Origin of the sequence: Halorhabdus sp. SVX81, assembly GCF_029207715.1 — an archaeon.
In the GTDB taxonomy this organism is placed as follows: Archaea; Halobacteriota; Halobacteria; order Halobacteriales; family Haloarculaceae; genus Halorhabdus.
Window position 1 is genome coordinate 1 of record NZ_CP104322.1, and the last position, 26,061, is coordinate 26,061.

Annotated in this window: 21 protein-coding genes; 17 read left to right on the top strand and 4 right to left on the bottom strand. The window is 64.4% G+C overall.

What is annotated here, in order from left to right:
* Nucleotides 1-425 precede the first annotated feature (425 nt).
* Nucleotides 426-2,111 carry an AAA family ATPase gene (locus SVXhr_RS00005; protein WP_275738311.1) on the top strand — a complete coding sequence of 562 codons (1,686 nt, stop codon included), beginning with the start codon at nt 426-428 and terminating at the stop codon, nt 2,109-2,111.
* A 21-nt stretch (nt 2,112-2,132) separates the two neighbouring features.
* Here the strand turns inward: SVXhr_RS00005 and SVXhr_RS00010 are convergent, their stop codons facing one another.
* Nucleotides 2,133-2,774 (bottom strand): S26 family signal peptidase, encoded by a 642-nt coding sequence (locus SVXhr_RS00010; protein ID WP_275740964.1) that lies wholly within the window; start codon nt 2,772-2,774, stop codon nt 2,133-2,135.
* A 492-nt stretch (nt 2,775-3,266) separates the two neighbouring features.
* Entirely contained in the window at nt 3,267-3,899 is a 633-nt protein-coding gene (locus SVXhr_RS00015; RefSeq protein WP_275738313.1) for a S26 family signal peptidase, read from the bottom strand.
* Nucleotides 3,900-4,021: 122 nt separating this feature from the next.
* Here SVXhr_RS00015 and SVXhr_RS00020 point away from each other — a divergent pair, with 122 nt between their 5' ends.
* The 10 genes from SVXhr_RS00020 (at nt 4,022) to SVXhr_RS00065 (ending at nt 16,531) form a co-directional block, all read left to right on the top strand.
* Nucleotides 4,022-5,635: a DNA-directed DNA polymerase II small subunit gene (locus SVXhr_RS00020; RefSeq protein WP_275738315.1), complete on the top strand. Its 1,614-nt coding sequence runs from the start codon at nt 4,022-4,024 to the stop codon at nt 5,633-5,635.
* A gap of 125 nt (nt 5,636-5,760) precedes the next feature.
* A complete protein-coding gene (locus SVXhr_RS00025; RefSeq protein ID WP_275738317.1) occupies nt 5,761-7,056 on the top strand; it encodes an O-acetylhomoserine aminocarboxypropyltransferase/cysteine synthase family protein in 1,296 nt (431 codons plus the stop codon).
* Between the two features lie 265 nt (nt 7,057-7,321).
* Complete coding sequence (locus SVXhr_RS00030; RefSeq protein ID WP_275740966.1) at nt 7,322-9,604, top strand: glycoside hydrolase family 3 N-terminal domain-containing protein; 2,283 nt, start codon at nt 7,322-7,324, stop codon at nt 9,602-9,604.
* Between the two features lie 95 nt (nt 9,605-9,699).
* Complete coding sequence (eif1A, locus tag SVXhr_RS00035) at nt 9,700-9,987, top strand: translation initiation factor eIF-1A (RefSeq protein WP_275738319.1); 288 nt, start codon at nt 9,700-9,702, stop codon at nt 9,985-9,987.
* Between the two features lie 87 nt (nt 9,988-10,074).
* Entirely contained in the window at nt 10,075-11,091 is a 1,017-nt protein-coding gene (locus SVXhr_RS00040) for a serine protein kinase RIO (protein WP_275738321.1), read from the top strand.
* Between the two features lie 134 nt (nt 11,092-11,225).
* The gene (locus SVXhr_RS00045) at nt 11,226-11,438 is read left to right on the top strand and encodes a hypothetical protein (RefSeq protein ID WP_008525833.1); all 213 of its coding nucleotides are present in this window, start codon (nt 11,226-11,228) and stop codon (nt 11,436-11,438) included.
* A 141-nt stretch (nt 11,439-11,579) separates the two neighbouring features.
* Complete coding sequence (locus tag SVXhr_RS00050) at nt 11,580-13,706, top strand: ribonucleoside triphosphate reductase (protein ID WP_275738325.1); 2,127 nt, start codon at nt 11,580-11,582, stop codon at nt 13,704-13,706.
* 1 nt (nt 13,707) lies between these two features.
* Nucleotides 13,708-14,394 (top strand): anaerobic ribonucleoside-triphosphate reductase activating protein, encoded by a 687-nt coding sequence (locus SVXhr_RS00055; protein WP_275738327.1) that lies wholly within the window; start codon nt 13,708-13,710, stop codon nt 14,392-14,394.
* Nucleotides 14,395-14,462: 68 nt separating this feature from the next.
* Nucleotides 14,463-15,548, top strand: coding sequence for a hemolysin family protein (locus tag SVXhr_RS00060; protein WP_275738329.1), 1,086 nt, complete (start codon nt 14,463-14,465; stop codon nt 15,546-15,548).
* Between the two features lie 221 nt (nt 15,549-15,769).
* Nucleotides 15,770-16,531 carry a hypothetical protein gene (locus SVXhr_RS00065; protein ID WP_275738331.1) on the top strand — a complete coding sequence of 254 codons (762 nt, stop codon included), beginning with the start codon at nt 15,770-15,772 and terminating at the stop codon, nt 16,529-16,531.
* Nucleotides 16,532-16,549: 18 nt separating this feature from the next.
* Here SVXhr_RS00065 and SVXhr_RS00070 read toward each other — a convergent pair whose 3' ends face one another.
* Together SVXhr_RS00070 and SVXhr_RS00075 are read right to left on the bottom strand one after the other, a co-directional pair.
* Nucleotides 16,550-17,473 carry a metallophosphoesterase gene (locus tag SVXhr_RS00070; RefSeq protein ID WP_275738333.1) on the bottom strand — a complete coding sequence of 308 codons (924 nt, stop codon included), beginning with the start codon at nt 17,471-17,473 and terminating at the stop codon, nt 16,550-16,552.
* A gap of 56 nt (nt 17,474-17,529) precedes the next feature.
* The gene (locus tag SVXhr_RS00075; protein WP_275738335.1) at nt 17,530-18,003 is read right to left on the bottom strand and encodes a hypothetical protein; all 474 of its coding nucleotides are present in this window, start codon (nt 18,001-18,003) and stop codon (nt 17,530-17,532) included.
* 151 nt (nt 18,004-18,154) lie between these two features.
* Here SVXhr_RS00075 and SVXhr_RS00080 point away from each other — a divergent pair, with 151 nt between their 5' ends.
* The 6 genes from SVXhr_RS00080 to SVXhr_RS00105 all read left to right on the top strand — a co-directional run bounded on the left by SVXhr_RS00080 (nt 18,155) and on the right by SVXhr_RS00105 (nt 25,986).
* On the top strand, nt 18,155-20,092 hold the full coding sequence (locus SVXhr_RS00080; protein ID WP_275738337.1) for an ABC transporter substrate-binding protein: 1,938 nt from the start codon (nt 18,155-18,157) through the stop codon (nt 20,090-20,092).
* Between the two features lie 100 nt (nt 20,093-20,192).
* Nucleotides 20,193-21,260, top strand: coding sequence for an ABC transporter permease (locus tag SVXhr_RS00085; RefSeq protein WP_275738339.1), 1,068 nt, complete (start codon nt 20,193-20,195; stop codon nt 21,258-21,260).
* A gap of 1 nt (nt 21,261) precedes the next feature.
* On the top strand, nt 21,262-22,725 hold the full coding sequence (locus SVXhr_RS00090) for an ABC transporter permease (protein ID WP_275738341.1): 1,464 nt from the start codon (nt 21,262-21,264) through the stop codon (nt 22,723-22,725).
* Nucleotides 22,722-23,771 carry an ABC transporter ATP-binding protein gene (locus tag SVXhr_RS00095; RefSeq protein ID WP_275738343.1) on the top strand — a complete coding sequence of 350 codons (1,050 nt, stop codon included), beginning with the start codon at nt 22,722-22,724 and terminating at the stop codon, nt 23,769-23,771. Before SVXhr_RS00090 ends, SVXhr_RS00095 begins: the two co-directional genes overlap by 4 nt.
* Nucleotides 23,768-25,105, top strand: coding sequence for an ABC transporter ATP-binding protein (locus SVXhr_RS00100; RefSeq protein ID WP_275738345.1), 1,338 nt, complete (start codon nt 23,768-23,770; stop codon nt 25,103-25,105). The genes SVXhr_RS00095 and SVXhr_RS00100 overlap by 4 nt, the downstream gene beginning before the upstream one ends.
* Nucleotides 25,106-25,170: 65 nt before the next feature.
* Nucleotides 25,171-25,986, top strand: coding sequence for an inositol monophosphatase (locus SVXhr_RS00105; RefSeq protein ID WP_345799518.1), 816 nt, complete (start codon nt 25,171-25,173; stop codon nt 25,984-25,986).
* Nucleotides 25,987-26,061: the final 75 nt, after the last annotated feature.

Consider the following 26,061-nt stretch of genomic DNA (forward strand, 5'->3'; position numbering starts at 1 on the left):
GACTGTTCTCCCGGTTCGCTGAACCCCCCACCCCGGGTGTTCGGGTCGTTCCACTCGAAACGAAGGGGTGGGGGAGGTCCACGCTGTCAACTTATCGCATGACTACTGCTCCGATCTCCACCGGGTTGCTCACCTTCGTCCCGAAGCTACTCCTGAGGCCGGTCCTGAGATCCGATTGACGATCTTTTCGACATCGCTTCTTCCGGACAACTCATTCACCAACCACTCTCTCCGAATCTCTCATGGTTGACCGGGTACAATCCGAACCGAAATTTTTAATAGCCTTTCACCCACCCCTTGTTGTGGTTCAACTGCACTGAAATCACCCTCTCGTATCCCGTCATTTCAGCGCTACAGGCCGTTTTCGGCCGGTATTTCGGATCTGCGGGCGAATCTCCACCTGAAAGAAGGGGGATAGAGTTCACATGCAAGACACAGAAGACGAATCCGACTCACAGGCTGCGGAGGACAGTACGGCCGTCGATGACTCCGAGTCGTCTCTCGCCGGTGACTCAACGCCGGCTGTCACCGACGAGGACGAATCCGGTTCGGTTGTCGAGGACAAAGACGTCCCTATCGACGAGGACTGGACAACGCGGTCGTCGGACGGGGCTCTCGGCACGTCCGTCGAAGACACACCCTCGAACACGACCGGCTCCATCGACGAGGATCTGCTCGACGAGATCGTCTTCGATGACGACGAGGACACTGACGAAGCCTCCCGTGGGTTGTTCGACGATCTGTTGAGCGGCGAACCGATCTTCGAGAACAAGGAAGTCCTCCGGCCCTCATACACGCCCCGGAAACTCCCCCATCGCGAGGAGCAGATCAACAACATGGCGACGATCCTCGTCGCTGCGCTTCGCGGGGACACGCCGTCGAACATCCTCATCTACGGCAAGACGGGGACGGGCAAGACCGCGAGCGCGAAGTTCGTCAGCGAGGAACTCGAACGCACCTCCGAGAAGTACGAGGTCCCCTGTGACGTCGAGTACATCAACTGCGAGGTGACCGACACGCAGTACCGCGTCCTCGCTCAGCTCGCAAACACCTTCATCGAGAACAACGAGACCCACATCCAGGACCGCCTCGCCGAACTCGAGGAACTGCAAGACCGTCTCGACTCCGAGTCCGACGCGAGCGCACTCCAAGGGACGGACTTCGGGTCTATCGAGGACGTCGACGCCGAGATCGAATCTCTCGAAGCCGATCTGGAGTCCTTCGAGACGGTCCCGATGACAGGGTGGCCGACCGACCGGGTCTACAGCACCTTTTTCGACGCCGTCGACTACACCGAACGCGTCGTCGTGATCATGCTCGACGAAATCGACAAACTCGTCGAGAAGAGCGGCGACGACACGCTCTACAATCTATCGCGGATGAACAACGAACTGCAGAACTCCCGGGTCTCGATCATGGGCATCTCGAACGACCTGAAATTCACCGACTTTCTGGACCCTCGTGTCAAGTCCAGCCTCGGCGAGGAGGAGATCGTCTTTCCGCCCTATGACGCGAACCAGCTGCGGGACATCCTGCAGGCTCGCGCGGACGTCGCGTTCAAGGACGATGCCCTCTCGGATGACGTCATCCCGCTGTGTGCGGCGTTTGCCGCTCAGGAACACGGCGACGCTCGCCGGGCGCTGGATCTGCTCCGAACCGCCGGCGAACTCGCCGAACGCGACCAGATCGACCTCGTCGCCGAGGATCACGTCCGGCAGGCCCAGGAGAAGATCGAACTCGATCGGGTCGTCGAGGTCGTCCGCACGCTGCCCACCCAGTCGAAACTCGTCCTGTTCTCGATCATCTTACTGGAGAAAAACGGCGTCCACAACATCAACACCGGCGAGGTCTACAACATCTACAAGCGACTCTGCGAGGAGATCGACGCCGACGTTCTCACCCAGCGCCGGGTCACGGACCTCATCTCGGAACTCGACATGCTCGGGATCGTCAACGCCGTGGTCGTTTCGAAGGGCCGGTACGGCCGCACCAAGGAGATCAGCCTCTCGGTTCCCCTAGACGAAACCGAAGCCGTCCTCCATTCGGACTCGCGACTCGGCGACATTGAAGATGTCCAGCCGTTCATCCAGGCCCGTTTCGACCAGCAGTAACTCCCCACGAGCAGTAGCTCTTTACGGCGCAATCGCGGGCATACCGACGCTCGTCACGTTCACGGCGCTTGTCGTCTCATTCGTCGATCGCACGTCCCCCGAAAGGAGTCGCACCTGTCCGAGTCCCGGCACCCTGTATTCGGCGGTTCCGATCACCCACTCGGGTTTGACGGGGCCGCTGAACTGGTTGCCGACCTGATCGTACCGCTGGTTGTTGTCGCCCTTGGTGATGAACCCGGCATTGGGGGCCGGACAGTTGGCGAGTTCCGCACAACTGTCGGCGTTCCCGATCGCCGTCGGGTCGGCCCGGTCGTACCAGCTTTCGTTGGCTTCGACCCAGAACATCGCCCGGTGGATGATCGGCGTCTCCGCACCGTTGCCATCCGGTTCGTAGATAATAACGTCGCCGTACCCGTTGAACATTCGGTAGCCGGTTTCCTCGCCGGCACGTGCCGGCACGACCCCGGACTCTTCGATGGCTCCCGGTCCGGGGAAGCGCTGTTCGTCCATCACGAAGACGAGATCGCCCGTATCGATGTTGGGTTCCATGCTGGGGCTTTCGATCGCGACCAGCGGCGGCCACACACCGCTTGTCGCAAACAGCAACGCGCCGATCAGGACGACGATCAGCACGCTGCTTGCGATGTCGAATGTATACTGCAAGAGGCGCGTCAGCCGCCCAGTATCGCTCCTTCCGGACCGCCCCTTTCGTGGCGGCTTCCGTTTCTCCGAGTCGAGCGGCCGTGTCGTCGACTCGACGCTCCCCACCTGTGTCGGTGACTCGGCTTGCTCCCGATTGGCCGCTCGGTGCTCTCGCTCCCGCTGCGGCGGCTGGACTCCGGACTGTCTATCTTCGGGTGCAGCGTGATTCCCGGGCTCCGGCTCTTCGGACGAAGAGATCGGTGATTCCCCCTCCCGATGACCGGATTCCGGCCGCTCCTGCGCCGATTGCTCGTCAGGAGCGACCGCCTCATCGTCCTCCCTGTCGGCGTCAGCGTCCCCGGATTTGGATGGAACGTCCGGGTCTGGCTCTCGCCGATCGCGCTCCCGATCCGCCGGGTCGCGATCGTCGCTCGAATCGCTCATCTGAGCCTCCGTTTGATCTGGATCGTTACAACTCTTCGCTTCTGGGGTCCGCTCACGTCGCTCATCGCTTCAGCCCCGGGCCAGGCGAAGTTGTCCGAGCCACGGGACGCCCACTTCTGCCGTCCCGACGATCCACTTCGGCTTGACCGGGTCACTGATACCGATCACCTGATCGTATCGGCTGTTCGTGACTGTGTTGTCGCCCTTGGTGATGAACCCGGCATGGGGGGCCGGGCAGTTGACGAGTTCCGCACAACTGTCGGCGTTCCCGATCGCCGTTGAATCGGCCCGATCGTACCAGTTTTCTTCGTTCTCAACCCAGAGCATCGCCCGGTGGATGATCGGCGTCGCCGTTTCGTTTCCATCAGGCTGATAGACGATCACGTCGCCATACCCACCGAACGTCCGGTAGCCCGTTTTCCGGCCGGTGTGGGCGGTTACGACCCCCGATTCCCCCTGTGATCCCGGACCGGGGAACCGTCCGTCTTCCATGACGAACACAGTGTCGCCGACATCCATGTGTGGTTGCATACTTCCACTCTCGACAGCGACGACCGGCGACCAGACACCACTCGTCGCGAACAGGAACCCACCGATCATCACGACGATCAGGACGCTACTCAGGGTATCGAACGCGAACAGGGCCAGGGAGGACTCCAGAACCCGATCGATGGCCGATTTCCTCTCGCGGTCGTTCCCCATTCGCCCCAGCTTTCGATCACACCGCTTACAGTTCTTTCGTTTCAGATAACTCTTTCGTCCCCAAGATGGACCGTTCCCGGGGACCGCCATCCTTTTGCTGGCGCACTTGCTGTAGACGTAGTGTGCCTCGCGAGACGCCAGCCCGGATCGTCAACGAACTCGCGAGTCGTGGCTACAACACCGACCGCGAGGCGGTCACCCTACTCGCGGAGGCTGCTGACACGGAGGCCGCCATCGAGCGTGCAATCGAAGCCGTCCCCGATGACACGATCAAACTCTCCGTCGATGACGTTCGCACCGTCCTCGAAACCGAGTCAGGGCGTGGCAATGAATCCCGTAGCTCGACGTCAGTGCCGTCGTCGGCCTCGTCGTCCGATGGAGACCCCTCTGTTTCAGGTGGAGATGAACCGCCTGAACCACCGAACGATGACGGCCGTTCTCCAGTCGAAACAAAGGGGGTTCACTCCGGCGAGAGTCCTCCCGATACGTCGTCCCGAACCGGGAGAGATCCGGACGAACCGTCGATTGCGGGCGACGTGACCGGTCGGTCGACCGGCACCGGCGAGTACGAGGATTTTCTGGCGGTCTTTCGGGACCGCTACGAGAAACTGTCAGGCCAACTCCGTGGGCGAGTCAACCATCGCCCGACGAATGCCGTCGAGTCGATGCCCGGCGGCAGCGAGGCCGCGATCGTCGGCATGGTCGCGGACATCCGTTCGACCGCCAACGGCCACTGGCTGATCGATCTGGAGGACACCACCGGCACGTTCCCGGCGCTGGTGATGAAAGATCGGGACATGGCTGACGTGGTCGAGGACCTGCTGTTCGACGAGGTGATCGCCGTCGAGGGGACGCTCGCCGACGACGGCGGGATCCTCTTCGCTGATTCGATCCACTTCCCGGACGTTCCCCGGACCTTCGAGCCCGCCACGGCGGATCGGGAAGTCAGCGCGGCGCTGATCAGCGACGTCCACGTCGGCAGCCAGGAGTTCGACGCCGACGCCTGGAACCGGTTTGCTGAGTGGCTTCATACACCCGAAGCCGACCGCGTCGAGTATCTCCTGCTCGCGGGCGACATGGTCGAGGGCGTTGGCGTCTATCCGGATCAGGACGAGGAACTCGACATCGTCGACATCTATGACCAGTACGAGGCCTTCGCGGAGTACCTCAAAGGTGTTCCCGGCGATATGGAGATCGTGATGATCCCCGGGAATCACGACGCCGTCCGGTTGGCCGAACCACAGCCGGCCTTCGACGAGGAGCTCCGGGAGATCATGTCGGCCCACGACGCGACGATCACGGGCAACCCCTCGACAGTCACGATCGAAGGCGTCGACGTGCTCATGTACCACGGCGTCAGCCTCGACGAGGTGATCGCCGAGTTGCCGGAGGAACACGCCAGCTACGACCACCCCGACCGGGCGATGGCCCAGTTACTCAAGAAGCGCCACATCGCGCCGCAGTTCGGCGGCCACACCCGGATCGCCCCTGAAGAGCGGGACTATCTCGTCATGGAAGATGTTCCCGACGTCTTCCACACCGGTCACGTCCACAAGCTCGGCTACGGTTCCTATCACAACGTCCTGACGATCAACTCCGCCTGCTGGCAGGAACAGACCAGTTTTCAAGAGAGCGTCAACATCGAGCCCGACGTCGGCTACGCGCCGATCGTTCACCTCGACAAACTCGATCAACGTGACGCCAGCGACTTCCTGACAATCCGGAGCTTCGGGTAGTCTGCCGACTCATCGCTTCGGGACTCTTTCGATACCGGCGAATGTCGACGCGTGTTTTCGACGCCGGTCAATCCGGGTGCAGGTACACCACTTATACAATGACGGGTGTCGTAGTCACAATCGCTATGAGCGACGACGATCGCGGATTCCACACTGACGCATTGCACGTCGGGCAGGAGGAGCCCGACCCGGCCACGGGCGCTCGCGCCCCGCCGCTCTATCAGACGACCAGCTATGTCTTCGAAGACAGCGAGGACGCCGCCGCCCAGTTCGCCCTGGAGAAGGAGGGCCACATCTACTCGCGGCTGATGAACCCGACCAACTCCATCCTCCAGCAGCGACTCGCCAAACTCGAAGGCGGTATCGGTGCCGTCGCCACGTCCTCGGGGATGGCCGCCCTCAACCTCGCGACGTTCCTGCTGGCGGACGTCGGCGACAACGTCGTCACTGCCTCGGCGCTGTATGGCGGGACCTACACCTACTACACGCACACGGCCCCGCGTCAGGGCGTCGAGGCGCGGTTCGTCGACACGCTTGACTACGACGCCTACGAGGAGGCTATCGACGAGGACACCGCTTATGTCCACTTCGAGACCATCGGCAACCCCGCGCTCGTCACGCCGGACATCGAGCGGATCGCCGATATCGCTCACGATCACGGCGTGCCGCTGTTCGTCGACAACACGTTCGCGACGCCCTATCTCTGCAATCCGATCGAACACGGCGCGGATCTGGTCTGGAACTCCACGACGAAGTGGATCCACGGCTCCGGGACCACGGTCGGCGGCATCCTCGTCGACGGGGGGAGTTTCCCGTGGAACGAGTACGCCGAAAAGTACCCCGAGATCGCCGGCGACAACCCCGCCTATCACGGTGTGAACTTCGAGGAACGGTTCGGCGACGCCGCCTTCACCTACGCCGCGATTGCCCGTGGACTCCGCGATCTGGGTAACCAGCAGGCCCCCTTCGACGCCTGGCAGACCATCCAGGGCCTGGAGACGCTGCCGATGCGCATGGAACGCCATTCGGAAAACGCGATGGCCGTCGCGGAGTTCCTCGAGGATCACGACGACGTCGCCTGGGTCAACTACCCCGGCCTCGAGAGCCACGAGACTCACGAGGAAGCCAGCAAGTACCTCGAGGGCGGGTACGGCGGCATGATCACCTTCGGTCTCGACGCCGGCTACGAGGCCGCCCGGGACACCGTCGAGTCGACGGAACTCGCCAGCCTGCTGGCGAACGTCGGCGACGCCAAGACGCTGATCATCCACCCCGCCTCGACGACCCACCAACAGCTTTCCGACGACGAGAAGGCCGCCGCCGGCGTCACCGACGACATGGTTCGGCTGTCGGTCGGCGTCGAGGATTCCGACGACATCATCGACGATCTCGACCAGGCGATCACCTGGGCGACCCGGTAACTTCGTTTTCGCCCATCCGATCCGATCAAAACCTCGATCAGCGGCCGGTTGCTCGAAAACGCCCCGCTCGATTATTATTTCTGAGACCAGTGAGTCCGGCTGTCGTCTACCGATTCTTGGACGTGACAGCGCTCGATCGAATCCAGGATGGGAAAACATTACCTTCCGGCCGTCCCAGTACTGTGGTGTGACAGAGACAGATTCCCCACCGTATCTGGACGAGACGCTGCCGGTCGATCGACGCGTCGAGGACCTCCTCTCCCGGATGACCCTCGAGGAGAAGGTCGCCCAGCTCCAGTCCGTGCCCCCGCGCTGGATGGACGTCGAGGACGAGAGCGAGATGACGGCCAAAGCACAGCTGCTCGACGAGGACGGCAATATCAACGAGGACAACGCCGCTGACCTCCTGGAAGACGGCATCGGTCACTTCACGCGCCTCGGCGGTGGCGGTAGCCTCCCGCCCCAGCAGGCTGCCGAGGTCACCGACGCGCTCCAGGAACTCCTGATCGAGGAGACCCGGCTGGGCATCCCCGCGATCCCCCACGAGGAATGTCTCTCGGGGTACATGGGGCCGAAGGGGACCACCTATCCCCAGGGGATGGGCATCGCCAGTACCTGGGACCCGGACGCCGTCGAGGAGATGTCCACCCAGATCCGCGAGCAGTTGCGCGCGATCGGTGCCCATCACGCGCTCTCGCCACTCTTTGACGTGGCCCGCGATCCGCGGTGGGGCCGCACCGAGGAAACCTTCGGCGAAGATCCCTATCTCGTCGCAAAGATGGGATCGGCGTTCGTCGATGGCCTCCAGGGCGACGATCCCGAGGAGGGCATCTCGGCGACGCTGAAACACTTCGCCGGTCACGCCATCAGCGAGGGTGGCAAGAACCGTTCGACCGTCCAGATCGGCGAGCGTGAACTCCGCGAGGTTCACCTCTTCCCGTTCGAGGCCGCTGTACAGGAGACCGACGCCGACTCGGTGATGAACGCCTATCACGACATCGACGGCGTGCCCTGTACGAGCGACGAGTGGCTGCTGACGGACGTCCTGCGCGGCGAGTGGGGCTTCGACGGCAACGTCGTCTCCGATTACTTCAGCGTCCGCCTGCTGAAAGACGAACACCAGGTCGCCCCGACGATCTACGACGCCGCGATCCAGGCCGTCGAGGCCGGTCTCGACGTCGAACTCCCCCAGATCAAGGCCTACCAACACCTCGTCGAGGCCGTCGAGAACGGCGACGTCACCGAGGAGACGATCGACACCGCGGCGCGGCGCGTCCTCAAACAGAAGATCGAGAAGGGCCTGCTCGACGACCCGGGCGTCGACCCCGATCGTGTCCAAGAAGCCTTCGGCCCGGAGAAGAACCGCGAGTACGCCCGCAAACTCGCCCGTGAGTCCGTGACGCTGCTGAAGAACGACGACGACCTCCTGCCCCTGGAGGGCGAGGAGTCCGTCGCCGTCCTCGGGCCGAAGGCCGACGCGCCCTCGGGCCAGCTCGGTGACTACGCCTACGCCGCTCACTACCCCGAGGCGGAGGTCAACCGCGAGATCGTCACGCCGCTTGACGCCATGCAGGACCGTCTCGGCGACGACGTCGAGTACGTCGAGGGCTGTACGACGACCGGCCCCGACACCGACGAGATCGATGCTGCAGTCGACGCTGCCGCCGAGGCTGACGTCGCGGTCGCGTTCGTCGGGACGCGGTCGGCGATCGCCCTTAGCGACGACGACGAGGGGATCGAGCAAGTCCCTGACCTCCCCACGAGCGGCGAGGGTGCGGACGTTACCGACCTCGAACTCCCGGGCGTCCAGCAGGAACTCGTCGAAGCCGTCAACGATACTGACACGCCGCTGGTGGTCGTGCAGGTCAGCGGCAAGGCCCATTCCATCGAGTGGATTGACCAGCACGTCCCCGCCGTGCTCCACGCCTGGCTGCCGGGCGAGGAGGGTGGCAATGGGATCGCGGACGTGCTGCTCGGCGAGCACAACCCGAGCGGTCGGCTGCCGATCTCCGTTCCGAAGGACGTGGGCCAGCTGCCCGTCTACTACTCGCGTCGACCTAACAGCCGCAACGAGCGCCACGTCTACGTCGATTCGGACCCGCTGTACTCCTTCGGTCACGGCCTCTCCTACACCGACTTCGAGTACGGCGACGTCACCCTCGAAAGCGACGAGATCGCCACGACTGGCACCGTCGAGGCCAGCGTCACCGTCGAGAACACCGGCGATGTCGCCGGTCACGAAGTTGTCCAGGTCTACTCCCACCAGCGCTGGCCCTCCCAGGCCCGCCCGGTCCAGGAACTCCGGGCGTTCGAGCGCGTCCACCTCGAACCCGGCGAGTCCGCGACCGTGACTGTCGAGATCTCGGCGACGCAACTCGCCTTCCACGACCGCGACATGAACCTGGTCGTCGAACCCGGCGAGTACGAACTCCGCGTCGGTTCCTCGGCCGAAGACATCGAGTCGACCGCCGACTTCGAGATCGTGGGCGACCCCCGTGAACTCGCCCGGAGCGCTCGCGCGTACTTCAGCGAGACCGACGTCGAGTAACGCCGTCTGTCGACGGGACTCCGTCCCGTCTCGATCGCCCCCTCGAGACGCTCTTTCTCGCAGCAATTATACCGATGCCGGACGAACGTCCGGATATGAGCGATCAGGAACGTACCGATCTCCGTATGCCCGACGAAGACGAGGTCTTCGCCGTCGTTACCAACATGCTTGGGGCCAATCGCGTGAAGGTACGGTGTATGGATGGCGTCGAGCGGACCGCCCGGATCCCGGGCAAGATGCAAAAGCGCATCTGGATCCGCGAGGACGACGTCGTGCTGATCGAGCCCTGGGACTGGCAGGACGAGAAGGCCGACATCACCTGGCGCTACGAGAAACAACAGGCTGACCAGCTACGCGAGGAGGGACACATCCAGGAACCGTGACGGACCAAACATGACGGTGGCATCCCCACCGACTGACGGCCGCAAATCGCTGTCCAGCACTGCTCGCATTGTTCTCGCGGGGCACCCATGACCGAGTTCGGCCTGATCGACGACGAGGGAGCCGAGCTGCCGGGTGACGAGTTCGAGGAAATCGACGTTGCGGACACCGAGGCCGATCGGATCGCCCGCCGGCGGGATCGGGAGTTCAGCGAGTTCCGCAAGCGTATCAAAAACACCGAGCAGTTCAAAGTCGAGGCGTCGGTCTTCGACGACGCGACTTTCGCCGCGCTGTACAAACTCGTCCAGGACGGCTACATCGAGGCCTTCGGGGCCCCGATTTCGACTGGCAAGGAGGCTAACGTCTACACGGCGCTGTCCGGAGCCCAGTCCCGGAGCGCCCCGGACGAGTCGAGTAGCCCGGATCGGCGGTCCGCCGAAAGTAAAGCGGCGGAACCACGTGACGACGGCGACGAGCCGGAGCCGCGAGACGACGGCGGCCGGGGAACGAAGGGCGGCCACGAGGTCGCCGTCAAGGTCTACCGGATCAACGCCAGCGACTTCAAGGACATGCGCGGGTATCTCGACGGCGACCCGCGCTTCGAGGGGATCGGCTCGGACAAGAAGAAGGTCGTCACCGCCTGGGTCCGCAAGGAGTTCGCCAACCTCAAACGGGCACAGCAGGCCGGCGTCCGCGTTCCTAACCCGATCGCCGTCGAGCGAAACGTCCTCGTGATGGAGTACATCGCCACGGACGCGGAGGGCCGGGCCAAGCGTCTCAACGAGGTCCACATCGAGAACCCCGAGACCGCCTTCGAGGTGCTCCGGGAGTACATGCGCCGGCTCCACGCCGCCGGGCTGGTTCACGGCGACCTCTCGGAGTACAACGTCGTCTTCCACGAGGGCGAACTCGTCGTGATCGACCTCGGCCAGGCCGTGACGGTCCACTCGCCCAACGCCGAGAACTTCCTCCGGCGGGACTGTCAGAACGTCGCCAACTTCTTCGCCGGGCAGGGCGTCGAGGTGACTGCTGATGGGTTGTACGACTACGTTACTGACGATGAGCAGCAAGATGCCGGTTCGTCCACAGCGTCCCAGGACATCTAGCGTTGGGATCCATTCTGGACCCATCCGAGGCGGGGCTACCTACGTTTCGTTCGCTGATGGCTGACACTGTCTCGGACGCAGCTTGCTGTCAGTGAAACAGAAGGTATTTACTGTCTATGAACCGAGCGGATCGCATGAGTAGATTCATTGCCGAAACTCGACCCGGGCGACGCTTCCAGGCCATTTCTTGGGTAATCCTCGGCGTCGCTGCCATTGATTACGTTGGCATTATGGACGTGACCTCGATCAATGTGTATCTTTTTCTCTCAGGGGCGGCTACTATCGTTGCAGGAATTATCGATGCCCGTCTCACAGACGAGCACCGGATTACTGACAGCGATGGGTAGCGTGTGACACGACGGGCAATGGTGGGGGACGCTCTTCATCCGCTGATCGCCCGGGGACGACTCGCCGAATCGTAGTACAAATAAATTTGTATAACGGCAATCGTAGTTGTTTAGTGAGGGGCCGGCGAAGCGAGTGTTCGCATGGTCCAGCAGGTCCAAAAGCGCGACGGGACTGTGGAACCGTTCGATCGCTCGAAGATCGCGACCGCCATCCGGCAGGCGTTCGCGGCAGCCGAAACTGACCCGGACACCGGGATCGACGCCCTGACAGACGGCGTGGTCGATCGCCTCGACTCGTCCGATGGGACGGTGGCCGTCGAGACGATCCAGGACTGCGTCGAGCGCACGCTCGTCGAGGCTGATGAGTACGCGGCCGCCAAGCGGTACATCCTCTATCGACACCGCCACGCCGAGTTGCGTGATCTGGAAGGGCTCGTTGCAGGCAACAGTGGCGACCCAGCGGGGAACGACCAGGGACCCGTCGACGCCTACGTCGAGCGCGAGGACTGGCGCGTCCGGGAGAACTCCAACATGGATTACTCCCTGCAGGGCCTGAACATTCACCTCACCGAGCGCACCATCGAGGACTACTGGCTCGAAAAGCTCTACAGCGCCGAGGTGGCCGAGGCCCACGACGCGGGCGCGATCCACATCCACGACCTGGGCGTGCTGGGTCCCTACTGCGTCGGCTGGGATATCGAGGATGTCCTCCGGGAGGGCCTGAAGGGCGTCCGCGGGAAGGTCGAGTCCGCGCCCGCCAACCACTTCGACGTGGCGCTGATGCAACTCGTCAACTTCCTCTACACCCTGCAGGGCGAGGCTGCCGGCGCGCAGGCCCTCTCGAACTTCGACACCTACCTCGCGCCGTTCGTCCGCGAAGACGACCTCGATTACGAGGAAGTCCGCCACCAGATCCAGCAGTTCGTGTTCAACCTCAACGTCCCGACGCGGGTCGGCTTCCAGGCTCCGTTCACCAACCTCTCGATGGACCTGACGGTGCCCGACCACCTCGCCGACAAACCGGTCGTGATCGGCGGCGAGGCCCAGGAGTCGACCTACGGCGACTATCAGGCGGAAGTGGACCTGATCAACCGCGCCTTCGCCGAGGTGATGCTGGAGGGCGACGCGAAAGGCCGGCCGTTCACGTTCCCGATTCCGACCTACTCGATCACCGAGGACTTCGAGTGGGACAACGAGACGCTCGATCCCGTCTGGGAGATGACTGCCAAGTACGGGACACCCTACTTCTCGAACTTCGTCAACAGCGAGATGGACACCGAGGACGCCCGCTCGATGTGCTGTCGACTCCGGCTTGACAACCGCGAACTCGAATCCCGCGGCGGCGGCCTGTTCGGCTCGAACCCGCTCACGGGGTCGATCGGTGTCGTCACGATCAACCTGCCCCAGCTTGGGTATCGGGCCGACGACGAGGCTGAGTTCTTCGACCGCCTCGAATCGCTGATGGACGTGGCAAAGCGGAGTCTGGAGACCAAACGCGACGTGCTGGAGCGCTACACCGAGCAGGGCCTGTATCCCTACGCGAAGTTCTATCTTCGGAACGTCAAGCAGGCCCAGGACAGCTACTGGGCGAATCACTTCTCGACGATCGGCCTCATCGGTACTCACGAGGCCATTCTCAATCTCCGTGGCCCGGAGTCGGGGATCGACACGGCCGAGGGGAAGGCCTTCGCCGAGGAGGTCCTCGAATTCATGCGCGATCGGCTCCGGGAGTACCAGGCCGAGACCGGCCACATGTACAATCTGGAAGCGACGCCCGCGGAGGGGTCGTCCTATCGGCTGGCGCGGCGCGACCGCGAGCAGTTTTCGGACCTGGCCGTCCACGCCACCGACGGTCTCGGCGGCGACGAGCCGATCTACACCAACTCGACGCAGCTGCCATTCGGCGCGGAACCGGACCTCTTCGACGCGCTGGACCACCAGGACGATCTCCAGACGAAATACACGGGTGGCACGGTCTTTCATGGCTGGCTGGGCGAGGCGATGCCCGACCCCGAGTCGACCAAGCAACTCGTCAAGACGATCGCCGAGAACTACGAGTTGCCCTACTACACGCTGACGCCGACGTTCTCGGTCTGTCCGACCCACGGCCATCACAGCGGCGAGCACGAGATCTGCCCGGACTGCGGGGAAGCCTGTGAGGTGTACTCCCGCGTCGTGGGGTATCTCCGGCCGACCGAGAACTGGAATCCCGGCAAGCAGGCCGAGTTCGACGAGCGCGCGGACTTCCGCCCGAGCGTTGCCGACTGACATGCGTCTCGGCGGGCTCCAGCGGACGACGCTGTCTGACTTCCCCGGGCGAGTCGCCTGTGCGGTTTTCACCGCGGGCTGCAATCTCCGGTGTCCGTACTGTCACAACCCGGAACTGATCGACGGCGATCCGAACTCGGCCGCGGCGTCGACGCTCTCCGAGGACGAGTTCTTCGCCTTTCTCGACGACCGGAAAGCCGTCCTCGACGGCGTCGTGATCACCGGCGGCGAGCCGACGCTGCACCGGGACTTGCCCCGATTCGTCAGCCGGATCGCCGACCGTGGGTTCGACGTGAAACTCGACACGAACGGCACGCGGCCGGCTGTCCTCCGCGAGACGCTCGACACCGGCGCGGTCGAGTACGTCGCGATGGATCTCAAGACGATACCCGATCGATACGACGAACTCGGGGCCGACGCGGGGGAGGCCGTCGAACGGAGCGTCGAACTGATCCGTGCCAGCGGGATCGACCACGAGTTCCGGACGACGTTCGATCCCGGCGTCGTCGCCCCGCGTGACTTCGAGACGCTGGATGAGCTGGTCGGGGACAGCCCGCTTGTCGTCCAGTCTGTCGACACCGAGGACGTGCTATGCCCGGACCGCGTCCGGGAGACGCCGGTCGATCCGCTCGCGACCATTGGCGACGCCGTGGGTGAACCGCTCCCGGGGATCGAACACCGCGAGTGACAGCCACCTAGAGCGAGCCGTTTCTGAGACCGCCACACATAACTGTCCGGTGACAGAAGGATGCCCCGATGAACTCACTCGAACTCACCATCCGACTACTGGCAGGTGTCTTCCTCATCCTGACCAACGGCTTTTTCGTCGCGATCGAGTTCGCCCTGACCCGTGCCCGCCAGTACACCGAGGAGGAGTTCGTCGGCGATGGATCGAACGCCGGTCTCCGGCGCGCCTGGGAGATGACCCAGGACCTCGAACTGTACCTGACGACCTGCCAGGTCGGGATCACCGCCTCCAGTATCGCGGTCGGGATCGTCGCCGAACCGGCGCTGGCGGCGATCTTCGAACCGATCTTCCACAACACCGTCCTGGCCTCGATCGGCTCCGGTGGGATCATCGCCTTCCTGATCATCAACCTGGTCCACCTGACCCACGGCGAGCAGACGCCGACGTACCTCGGCGTCGAGCGCTCCCGCTGGGTCTCGAAATACGGTGCCGTCCCGCTGTACTGGTTCCACTGGCTTATTTCGCCGATCATCTCGCTGGGCGACGGCATCGCCAAACTCACGCTGAAGCTCTTCGGTGTCGAGATGACCGGCGCGTGGCTCGAAACTGAGGAGGAGGTCATCGAAACCCGGGCTGACTTGCGGAATCGCGTCGGCTCGGCGCTCGAAGAAGGTGGTCTCAACGATGAGCGACGCGAGGAGGTCATGAACGCCCTCGCCATCGGCGAACAGCCGATCCGTGAGGTGATGGTCGACGCCGACGATATCGTCGCCCTCTCGACGGCGGTCGATCCGGCGGAGAACTTCCGCCTGATGGAGGAACACCCACACACTCGCTATCCACTGATCGGCGACGACCTCGCGGACTTCGAGGGGATCGTCTACCTCCCCGCACTGTCGCGCCACCGCGGGGAACTCGCCGACGGCGAGATGGACTTCGCCGAGCTTGCCGCCCCGCCCATGACGCTCTCCCCGGATGTCGACGTTAGCGACGCTGTCGACCAGTTCCAGGCCGAAAACCAGGAACTCGCCCTCGTCATCGAGGACGGCGAAGTGGTCGGGATGGTTACGGTGACTGATCTGCTTGAGTCCGTGATGGGCGACATCGAGGATCCGATCGACACGCGACAGGACTCGCTGTCAGAGGGCCAGTAGCCCGTCGATCAGGCGGGCGGGGGTCGGCGTGACGGTGCGCGGTGAGGCGCTGGGTCATCCTGGCGTGTCGGGTGCTCTCTATTCGGGACAATAGTGTGGCATAGCCCTCATAGCAGCCTATTTCATCCCGTCTCTCCGCTATCCACACGATAGCGTCTGAAAGTGATCACCCCGGCGGTGGCCGACGGGGCGTTCCATCGCATCCACTGGATTCCCAACCCATGCCAGAGATAGTCCAGCCGAAGATCGACCGTGCATACGACTGCATCGACGAGGAGCGTGCACTCCTCGAAGCCGAACGCGACGCGTTCCAGACACTCCGTCGGAGAGTCAGTACGATTCAGGTCGATCAGTCGGGCCCAACAGCCGTCGAGACGGGGAACACTGTCGCGGTAACAACCCCAAGCTTTCGCCCCCAGTCCGGGGGACTTCGGAAGATCCGTGACGCCTACCGGGAGACCGTGATGGCTGTCCCCCATTACGATTCGGAGTACGGCGAGTCACTCAGGGAAAATCTGGAAGTGGAATGTGGGGCCTCGCTTGCGCGACATCTCCTCGACGGAGACGTACTCACGCCAGCAATGTACAACGCGTTCGTCGACGCGTGTACCCAGGCCCAGGACACGCGTGAGCGGACACTCACCCGCATTGAGCACGAACAGCAAAGCCTGGAGCGGTTCGAGACCGCCCTCACCGACATCGAATCGACAGTCATCGACGTGAGTGAACAGCTCGAATCGGCGTCCCGGTCCCGCGCTCGCATCGACGAGACGTTGGAAACGGCACAGACACGATGTATGGACCACGCCAGCGAGCGCCAGGAGCAGTTACACGAACGCGCCGAGAAGGACATCCCCGGCGTGGAGCGACTTAGCCTCGTCGAGTACCTCTATGCCGACCTGGAAACGACGACGCCAGTCCTCTCGGATATCGCAGCCTGTCTGGAAACGATTCGCCACCAGCGACGTCGCTGTTTGCGGTGAGCGGCTCGATCCGCTGGGTTACGCCCGGTCCTCGACCGCGAGTGGCATCGACGCCAGCCGCGCTGCACCGATCGAGGTGAGCCCACGGGCCGTCGTCGAGTCACGCGCTCGTCGATCGTGGGCCAGTTCGAGTCCGTCCTGATCGGCAATCGGGACCAGTCTGACGTCGGTTCCTCTGGGCGTAATGTTCACAAGGAGGTACGACTGTGGGAACGAACAGGTCGTCGGCGTCGCGATCTCGCGCACACCGCGATCGACGCCGGTCAGCGGCAGGTGGAAGTGGCCGGTAAGGACAAGCGCCGCGTCGCCGTTGGCAAGCACGTCGACGAACGCCTCCGTCTCGCGCATCGTCGGCGGGATCGCCATGTCCTCGACGACGCGATCGCGGTGACGACGGAGCTGGTCGGTCACCGCGGCGAGGTTGTGATGGACGACGATCAGCGGGTCGTCGGTCCGCTGTAGCTTTCCCGCGAGCCACTCGCGCTGGTCGGCGTCGACGTGGCCGTCGTGGGTGTCGACGAGGTGATCGCCGTTCCCGGCGGAGTTCAACCCGAGCACGTCCAGCCCACCTACCTCCTCGTGGAAGGGGTAGGAGCCGGGGCCGAACCGGTCGGCGAAGGTGTCGACCGAGATCGCGTCGTGGTCGTCGCCATCTTTCGGGACGTCGTGGTTTCCAGGGACGGCGTAGACGGGCACGTCGAGCGCGTTGAGGGCGTCAGCGACGGTGTCGGCGTTCCAGACCTCGCCGTCCTTCGTGAGATCTCCCGGCGAGAGGACGGCGTCGACCTCCCGGCTCGCGATGTCGTCGATCGCCGCCTCGAAGTGATCGAGAGAGTGTTCGAACAGCTTCGACGTCCCTTCCGCACGCGTCGAGACGTGTGGATCGGCGATCACCGCCATTCGGACCCGCTCCGGTGCGGTCGGACGCTTGAGTCGTGCCATGAGTGTCCCCGGCTTCCCGTCAGTCGAACGGCTTCCGGAACCGGGTCCGTCGCCGGTCATCCGTCCTCCGGGAAGAAATGCGTCGGGTCCTCATGGCGAAACGTCGCCAGATAGGTTCCGTCGAGCAGGCGAACGTGAGTGTGGAGGTCACCTCGCTCGCGTGCCGCGTCGGCGAGCCCGCCAACCTGATCGAGGCCGACGGCCCCGGCGAGGACGACCCCCCGCTCGGTCTCCTCGTCCCGGAGTCGCGTGACGAGGTACAGGTCGCCCCTGGCGACGGTTCTGAACACCTCGTAGCGATCGAACGACCCGCCCTCGACGAGTGTCGGGAGCACCTCTTCGACACTGTCGGGGACAGTGTACACCAGCCCCGTGCGCGCCGTTGAGTCGCCCGATTCGATCGCTGCGACGTGATCCGCTCGCACCTGAACCACGTCCCATCCGTCCGCTCGCAACAGAGCTGCCAACGCTGTGGCCTCTTTACGGACCTGCTCCCAGACCGCCACCTCACCGCCTTTCGTTGCTGACATCGCCTCACTTTTCGATCATATATGTAAATATCTGCCGGAAGATCAGCTTCTATATTCCGCTATATAGTCTTATAGGCCCGAAAATCATGCTATTACGCGACTGTATCTCTATTACCAAATTCCTTATGCTTGGGGGGTAAAAGAGCGGTCGATGCCACGTGACACGACTCGGCGTCGATTTTTGCTCGCCGCAGGCGCAGGGGGACTGACCGCCGTCGCCGGTTGCGGCGGGGACAGTGAATCCACGAACCCGGATACTGCAACCCAGGACGATCCCGAGACGGGTTCGGGCGGGGGGTCCACGGACGAACCATCCGACGAGACGGACGACTCGACCGAGGAGACCCCCGTCGACTCGGATGGGGGCACCCTCCAGATGATGGCGACCGGCTCCATTCAGACGCTTGACCCTATCAACGCAAAGGGGTCTGGTGCGGGCTACAACCAGTACAACCAGCAGCTCATGTACTTCCCGGACGGCCACTATCCGCCCGAACCCGCGCTGGCGACCGGATACGAGGTGTCCGACGACGGGCTCACGTACACGTTCGATCTCCGTGAGGACGTCACGTTCCACGACGGCAGCGAGTTCACTGCCCACGACGTCGTCTACTCCTATCGCCGCCTCGCCGAATCCCCGAACTCACGTAACAAGGACGACATCATCGGCGAGACGCTGACGATCGACCACGAGAAGGACGCGACGCTTTCCGAGCCGACCGACGAGGAGACCCTCGAGGATGTCGTCCCCGGCAGCCTCGCCGTGGAAGCGGTCGACGATTACACCGTCGAGATAACGCTTGCCTCCCCCTTCGAGTACACACTCTTCCAGATCGCCGGCGGCGCGTTCGCGATCATCCCGGAGGGTTCGGTCGGCGACATCGAGGGCTACGACGGCGAGTACGACTACAACGAGTTCTTCAGCACCGAGGGTGACGGCCCGACGTTCGCCGGGGCCGGCCCCTTCCAGGTTGACTCCTGGCGGAAAGGCAGCCAGATCGCCCTCTCGGCCTTCGAGGACTACTACGGCGGCGAACCCGAACTCGACGGGATCACGTACACTGTCGTCGGCAGCGGGAACACACGCCTCCAGCGATTCACGAACGGAAACGCTGACATTCTGGAGGACATGCCGACGGCCTCGTTCAACCCCAACAACGTGTCGATCGAGCGTGAAGCGGGCAACCGTTCGCTCGGCACCTACGCGCTCGACGACGGAACCGACGTCAACTACGGCGAGATCCCGGCGCTCACGACGGAGTACATCGTCTTCAACACCCTGGAGGTCCCGCTTGCGGTCAGGCGTGCGTTCGCGTACGCGATGAACCAACACGACATCGCCGAGAACGTCTACAAGGGGACGGGTAAACCGGCCTATCACATCGTCCCACCCGCGGCCTACCCTACTTTCGAGGATAGCCAGTCCGGCGAGGCTTCCTATGACCGCCACGCCGAGACCGGCTACGAATCGAACACCGACTTCGCCGCCGACGGCTATCCCTACGGCTACGGCGAGACGCGACTTGCGGACGCTACCACGGTGATGGAGCAAGCGGGCTACGGCGAGGACAACCGGTATGAACTCACCGCGACGACCATCACCGGCGACAGCGGGTATCAGCAGGTGTTCACCCGTCTCCAGTCGAAACTCCGGTCGGTCTACATCGACATGGACATCGAGGAAGCGGAGTTCGGGACGATCATCAGTCGCGCCATCTCCGGCGACATGGAGGTGTTCGGACTCGGCGACGGCATGGAGTACCCCGGCCCGCAGAACTTCCTCCGGTTTCTCCACGGCCAGAACCCGTCGACGCAGTTCACGCGATGGGGGGCCGAGGGCAGCTACGCGACCGAGGAGTACCGCCAGACCGCACGGGAGGCCTGGGACGAACACTACGCCGCCGACGGGACGACCCGCGAGGACCACAACGAAGCCTTCCAGACCGTCGAGGAGATGAACTGGGCATCCGTTCAGGAACTCCCCTTCCTCCACCCCATCAGTCAACGGTTCTGGCACGATGCGGTCGACGTCGAGATGTACGGCGTCATGGAGAACCAGGCCTTCGACGACACCACGCTTCAGCGCTGATGGCGACAACTGCGAGGGATGCACCGCTAGAATTTATGGCTTGGAACTCCGTGTCGGCCGCGGACGATCGATCTCCGAGACACCAGCGGGGTGAGTGTCAATGAGCAGACTGGGCTATCTCGCCAAACGCCTCGCGATGGCGATCCCGGTCGTCTGGCTCGGGACGACGATCACGTGGTTCGCTATCTTCATGGGACCGATCGACCCGGCCAGCCGGCTACTCAGCGAGGGCCAGACCCGAAATCCGGCCGCCTACGAGGCCGCCCGGACGCAACTCGGCCTGAACCAGCCCCCGCTCCAGCACTACGTCGACTGGATGACGAACCTCATCACGTTCGACCTGGGCCAGACCTGGGTGCTGTACGAGGGCTCGAACGTCAACGCGCTCATCCTCGATTTCCTGCCCCGGACACTCTGGCTCGGGCTCTGGTCGGTCCTGATCGCCGTGGTGATCGGTGTCCCGCTCGGGTTCTACGCCGGATTGCACTCGAACTCGCTGTCGGATTATCTGGCCTCTTTCGGCGGGATCGTCTGGCGGGCGATGCCGAACTTCTGGCTTGCGATCATGCTGCTCGCCGTGTTGAGCCTCTCGCCGACGCTTCCCTGGATCCACCTGAGCTGGGACCCCCTCGCCGTCTCCCTCGACTCGTTCACCTTCGAGTGGGAGTCCGTTTTCGTCCCGATCGACGCGATATCGGGGAGTCCGGACATGTCCCGCATCGGGACGGTCGATGGCTTCCTGGCGGCGACCAAGAAGGTCCTGCCGGCGGCGCTGGTGCTGGGCTCGGCATCGATGGGCAACGAGATGCGGATCGGCCGGACGGCGATGCTCGAAGTCCGCAACGAGGACTACGTCGACTTCGCGAAGGCAAAGGGCGTCTCCGATCGCGTCCTCGTCTGGAAGCATATCTTCCGGAACGCGCTGGTCCCGCTGATCCCGATCATCACCAGCGAGGCGTTCCTGCTCATCGGCGGGTCGGTACTCGTCGAGACCGTCTTCGGCATCAACGGCATCGGCCAGCTGTTCTACGAGGCGGCCACTTCCGGCGAACTTCCGCTCGTCGGGACGCTAATGTACGTCTTCATACTCATGACTGTTGGTATCAACCTCATTCAGGATGTCCTGTACACGATCGTCGATCCCCGCGTCGGCGTGGAGGGTCCCTGACGTGTCCGACGCAACTCCCGTCGAGGATCGGCGATTGTTCGAAACAACCGGGTCCGATGCCGTGCTGTCCGCGTGGCTGCTTGTCGGCGTCGTCCTCTTCGCGCTGGAGGCGGGCGCAGTCGCGAACTTCCTGACCGGCCTGCTCGCCGATTTCGTCGGGGCACTCCCGACGGCCGGCAGCGACGGATCGCTGCTATCGAGCGTCACCGCAGTCTTCGACGCCGCTCAACAGCAGACGAACGCGATCCCGACCGTGCTCTCGCGGGACGTCGTTCCCAATGCCGGCCACTGGAACGGACAGCAGTGGGTCGGCACCTTCTTCGGGCTGTCGCCCGGCGTCTCCTGGGCGATCCGGACGGTACTCGTCTACGCCTATGCGTTCGCGTGGGTCGCCTGGGCCGCCGTCGGGTATCGCTACTACCGCCGGGAGATCAGAGCCGCCGACTGGACGCCCCGCGACGACGTTATCGATCGCTTTCGATCACACCGGTGGGGGCTGTTCGGCGCGCTGATCGTGTTCATGTTCGTCGTGATGGCGATCTTCGCGCCGACGCTCGGCCCCACCACCGTCGAACAGAACATGCGCAACTCCTACTCCTACGAGATCGACTACTGGAACGAGGAAACCGGCTCCGTCGAGTCGATCCTGGTCGGCGAGGCCAACCTCGATTCCCAGTCGACCGGCGACAGTTCGCGGGTGATGCCACTGACCTACGACGACTACGGCCGATTCCATCCCTTCGGGACGATGCCCAACGGCCGTGATCTGTTTACGTTCATCGCCGTCGGGTCACGGATATCGCTGGTCATCGGCGTCCTCTCGGTCGGGTTGAGTGCCCTGCTTGCGGTCTCGCTGGCCCTGATCGCCGCCTACTACAAGGGTCGGGTTGACCTCGGCACGGTCCTGGTTTCGGACGGCGTGATGGCGATGCCACAACTCCTGCTCATCATCATGCTCACGACTGTTCTGGGCGACACGTGGATCGGTGACGTTTACAGCGGCGGGTTCGTGCTCGCGCTCATCTTCGCCTTTACCGGATGGACGTACATGTGGCGGTCGATCCGTGGCCCCGCCCTGCAGATCGCCGAACGCGCCTGGATCGACGCCGCCCGGAGCTTCGGCCAGCGGCCACGGACGATCATGCGCAAACACATGCTGCCGTACGTGACCGGGTACGTCCTGATCTACGCCTCGATGACCCTTGGCGGGGCGATCATCTCGATCGCCGGCCTCTCGTATCTCGGCCTCGGCGTCGCGCCGCCGACCCCCGAGTGGGGCCGGGCGATCAAGCTCGGCCAGGACTACGTCACCACCGGCTCCTGGCACATCTCGCTCATCCCGGGCGTGCTCATTACGCTCGTCGTCACCGGGTTCAACGCGCTCGGCGACGGCGTCCGGGACGCGATCGATCCCCAGTCCGACAGCGCGATCGGCTCGGCGGCCGGCCGGGGTGGTGGCGCATGAGCCGCGCCGACGCCCCCGACCGGACCGAGATCGGGGCGCACCCCGGAGATCGCGACGGGGAGCCGCTGCTGTCCGTTTCGGACCTTCGGACAGTCTTTCACACCGAACGCGAGACCATCCACGCCGTCGACGGGATCTCCTTTGACGTCCATGCCGGCGAGACGGTCGGTCTCGTCGGCGAATCCGGGTCGGGGAAATCCGTCACGGCACGGTCGATCCTCGGTCTCGTCGACGAGCCGGGCGTCATCGAGGAGGGGGCAATCCGTTTCAAGGGCGAGAATCTGGTCGAAGCTGGCTTCGAGGCCCACCGCGGCGATATCGCGATCGTCTTCCAGGATCCCGCCAATGCGCTCAATCCGGTTTATACCGTCGGCAACCAGCTTCGGGAGGCTCTCTCGATCCACCAGGGGCTGAGCGGGAAGGCTGCAACCGAGCACGCGATCGAACTCCTCGAAGCTGTCGGGATTCCCGACGCCCCGCGCCGACTCGGGGAGTACCCCCACCAGTTCTCCGGCGGGATGGCCCAGCGGGCGGTCATCGCGATCGCGCTGGCGTGTGATCCTGACCTGCTGGTCTGTGACGAACCGACGACCGCTCTGGACGTGACGATCCAGGCTCAGATCCTCGACCTGCTGGCCGACCTCCAGCGTGAGGAAGACCTCGCGATCCTCTTTATCACCCACGACATGGGCGTCATCGAGGAGACCGCCGACCGGGTGAACGTGATCTACGCCGGCGAAATCGTCGAACGCGCGCCCACGCAGCGCCTCTTTGCCGAGCCGGAACACCCCTACACCGAAGCCTTGCTGGAGAGCATTCCCGGACGGACGCCGCCAGATCAGCGCCTGCCGGCGATCGAGGGCGAGGTCCCCACGCCGAACGGTCCCGCTGACGCCTGCCGGTTCGCGCCCCGCTGTCCGATGGCCGTCGAGGCGTGCCGGACGGCTGCCCCCGACCCCGTCGAGGTATCGGCTGCCGTCGACCACGCCGCCGCGTGCATATTTGCCGGCGACGACGGCGACCAGACTGGGGGTGACGACGAATGACCGCCTCAGTCCCCGACGGCAGCTCGATGTCCGCCTCGACGGACGACGATCGCGACACGTTTCTCGACATCCGCGATCTACAGACCCACTACACGGACGGGTCGCTGTTCGGTGCCGACCCGCCGGTCCGGGCGGTCGACGGCGTCTCGCTGTCGATCCAGTGCGGCGAGACCCTCGGCCTGGTCGGCGAGAGCGGGTGTGGGAAGACCACGCTCGGCCGGACGCTCGTCGGCCTGGAGGCCGCGACTGCCGGCTCCGTCGTCGTCGACGGGACCGACGTGACCGCGCTCTCGGGGAGCGACCTCCGGGCGTGGCAGCGTCGTGTCGGCATGGTGTTCCAGGATCCCCAGGAGAGCCTCAACGATCGCCTGACGGTCGGCGAGATTGTCGCCGAGCCACTGGAGGCTCACGACTGGGGAACCCCCGCCGAACGCGAGGACCGCGTCTTCACGCTGCTCGATCAGGTCGGGCTTCGTGAGGAGCACTTCTATCGCTACCCCCACCAGTTCTCGGGCGGCCAGCGCCAGCGCGTGGCGATCGCCCGCGCACTCGCCCTCGAACCCGAGTTTCTGATCCTCGACGAACCCGTCTCGGCGCTCGACGTCTCTGTCCAGGCGCGGGTCATCAACCTCCTCGAGGAACTCCAGGCCGAACTCGGACTGACCTCCCTCTTCATCGCCCACGACCTCTCGCTCGTCCGGCACATCGCCGACCGGGTCGCCGTGATGTACCTCGGGAACGTCCTCGAAGTCGGGCCGACGGAGCGCGTCTTCGCGGACCCGGCCAATCCCTATACTCGGTCGCTCCTGTCGGCGATTCCGGGCTCTTCGAGTCCGGCCCCCGAGGACCTCGATCGGATCACGCTCCGTGGGACGCCGCCGAACCCGCGGTACCCGCCCGAGGGGTGTCCGTTCGCGACCCGATGCCCGGCGAAGATCCCGCCCCCCGATCACGCCGCCCTCTCGGCCGACGCGCTCGGCGCGATCGAGACGTTCCGGGACGTGTTACGGGAGCGCGCCCGGGCCGAGACTGGCCTGTCCGCCCGCCTCAAGCGACGGCTCGGACTCGACACCGGTGGCCGTTCGGTCGAGGCGATCGTCGAGGAACTGTTCGCGGACGTCACGCTGTCGTCGGCTGCTCGCGACGTGATCGATCAGGCGACAGCGACCGCGAGCACGGCCCCGGGCGAGGCGCTCGCGGTACTCGACGACGCCTTCGGTTCGGTCTGTGATCGCGAGTCGCCGGCCGCACATGTCGTTGATGACACCGAGCGAACGAGTCGGTGTCTCCGGCACCGTCCCGAGCACGACGATCCCGGGGGTGAACGGCCGTGACCGACAAGGCGGGCGGTCCGGACGACGCGACTTCCGATCGACACGGAACGCGATACGGGAGTTCGATCCCGCGCTCGGATCGAGTCGCCGTCGCCCGCGAGGCGGCCAGGGCCGGCGGGGCCGTCGCCATGGCCGGGTTCAGGCGGGATCTCGACGTCGAAACCAAGGCGGGCAAGACCGACCTGGTGACGCGGGCCGATCGCGAGGCCCAGGCCCGGATCGCGGCCGTCATCGGCGAGCGCTTCCCCCAGGAACCGTTCGTCGGCGAGGAGGCCGACGCGATCGAGACCGTCCCCGAACGGGGGCCGGCCTGGATCGCCGATCCGATCGACGGCACCAACAACTACGTCCGGGGGATCCGCCAGTGGGCAACCAGCGTCGCGTCGGTCCGGGACGGCGATCCCGTCGCGGCGGCGACCGCCCTCCCGGCGTTGGGTGATATCTACGTCGGTGGGCCGGGTGGCGTGACGCGCAACGGCCGGCCCATCGGGGTGAACGACACCGCCGACACGGATCGGTTCACCGTCGTCCCGACGATCTGGTGGCCCCGGGACCGCCGCGAGGAGTACGCCCGGGCGGCCGAAGCCATCGTCACCCGGTTTGGCGACTTGCTCCGGTTGAAGTCCGTCCAGGTTGCCCTCGCCCTGCTGGCTGCCGGGTCGATCGAGGGTGTGATCACGAACGTCGAGACCAACCCCTGGGATACCGTCGCCGGCACGTATCTCGTCGAGCAGGCCGGCGGGACGGTCACCGACCTCGACGGCGAGCCCTGGCGACACGACTGCCGCGGACTCGTCGCCTCGAACGGCCAGGCCCACGAGCCGGTGCTTGGGGCCGCGAACGCGATCGATCCGCCGACTGACGGATCCGGATCGCTCTAGTGTTGTGGGGTAACTCGGTCGACCCTGGCCGCGCTTCTTTAAGTGTCTCTGGTCACAAGGTGGAGATATAGACGG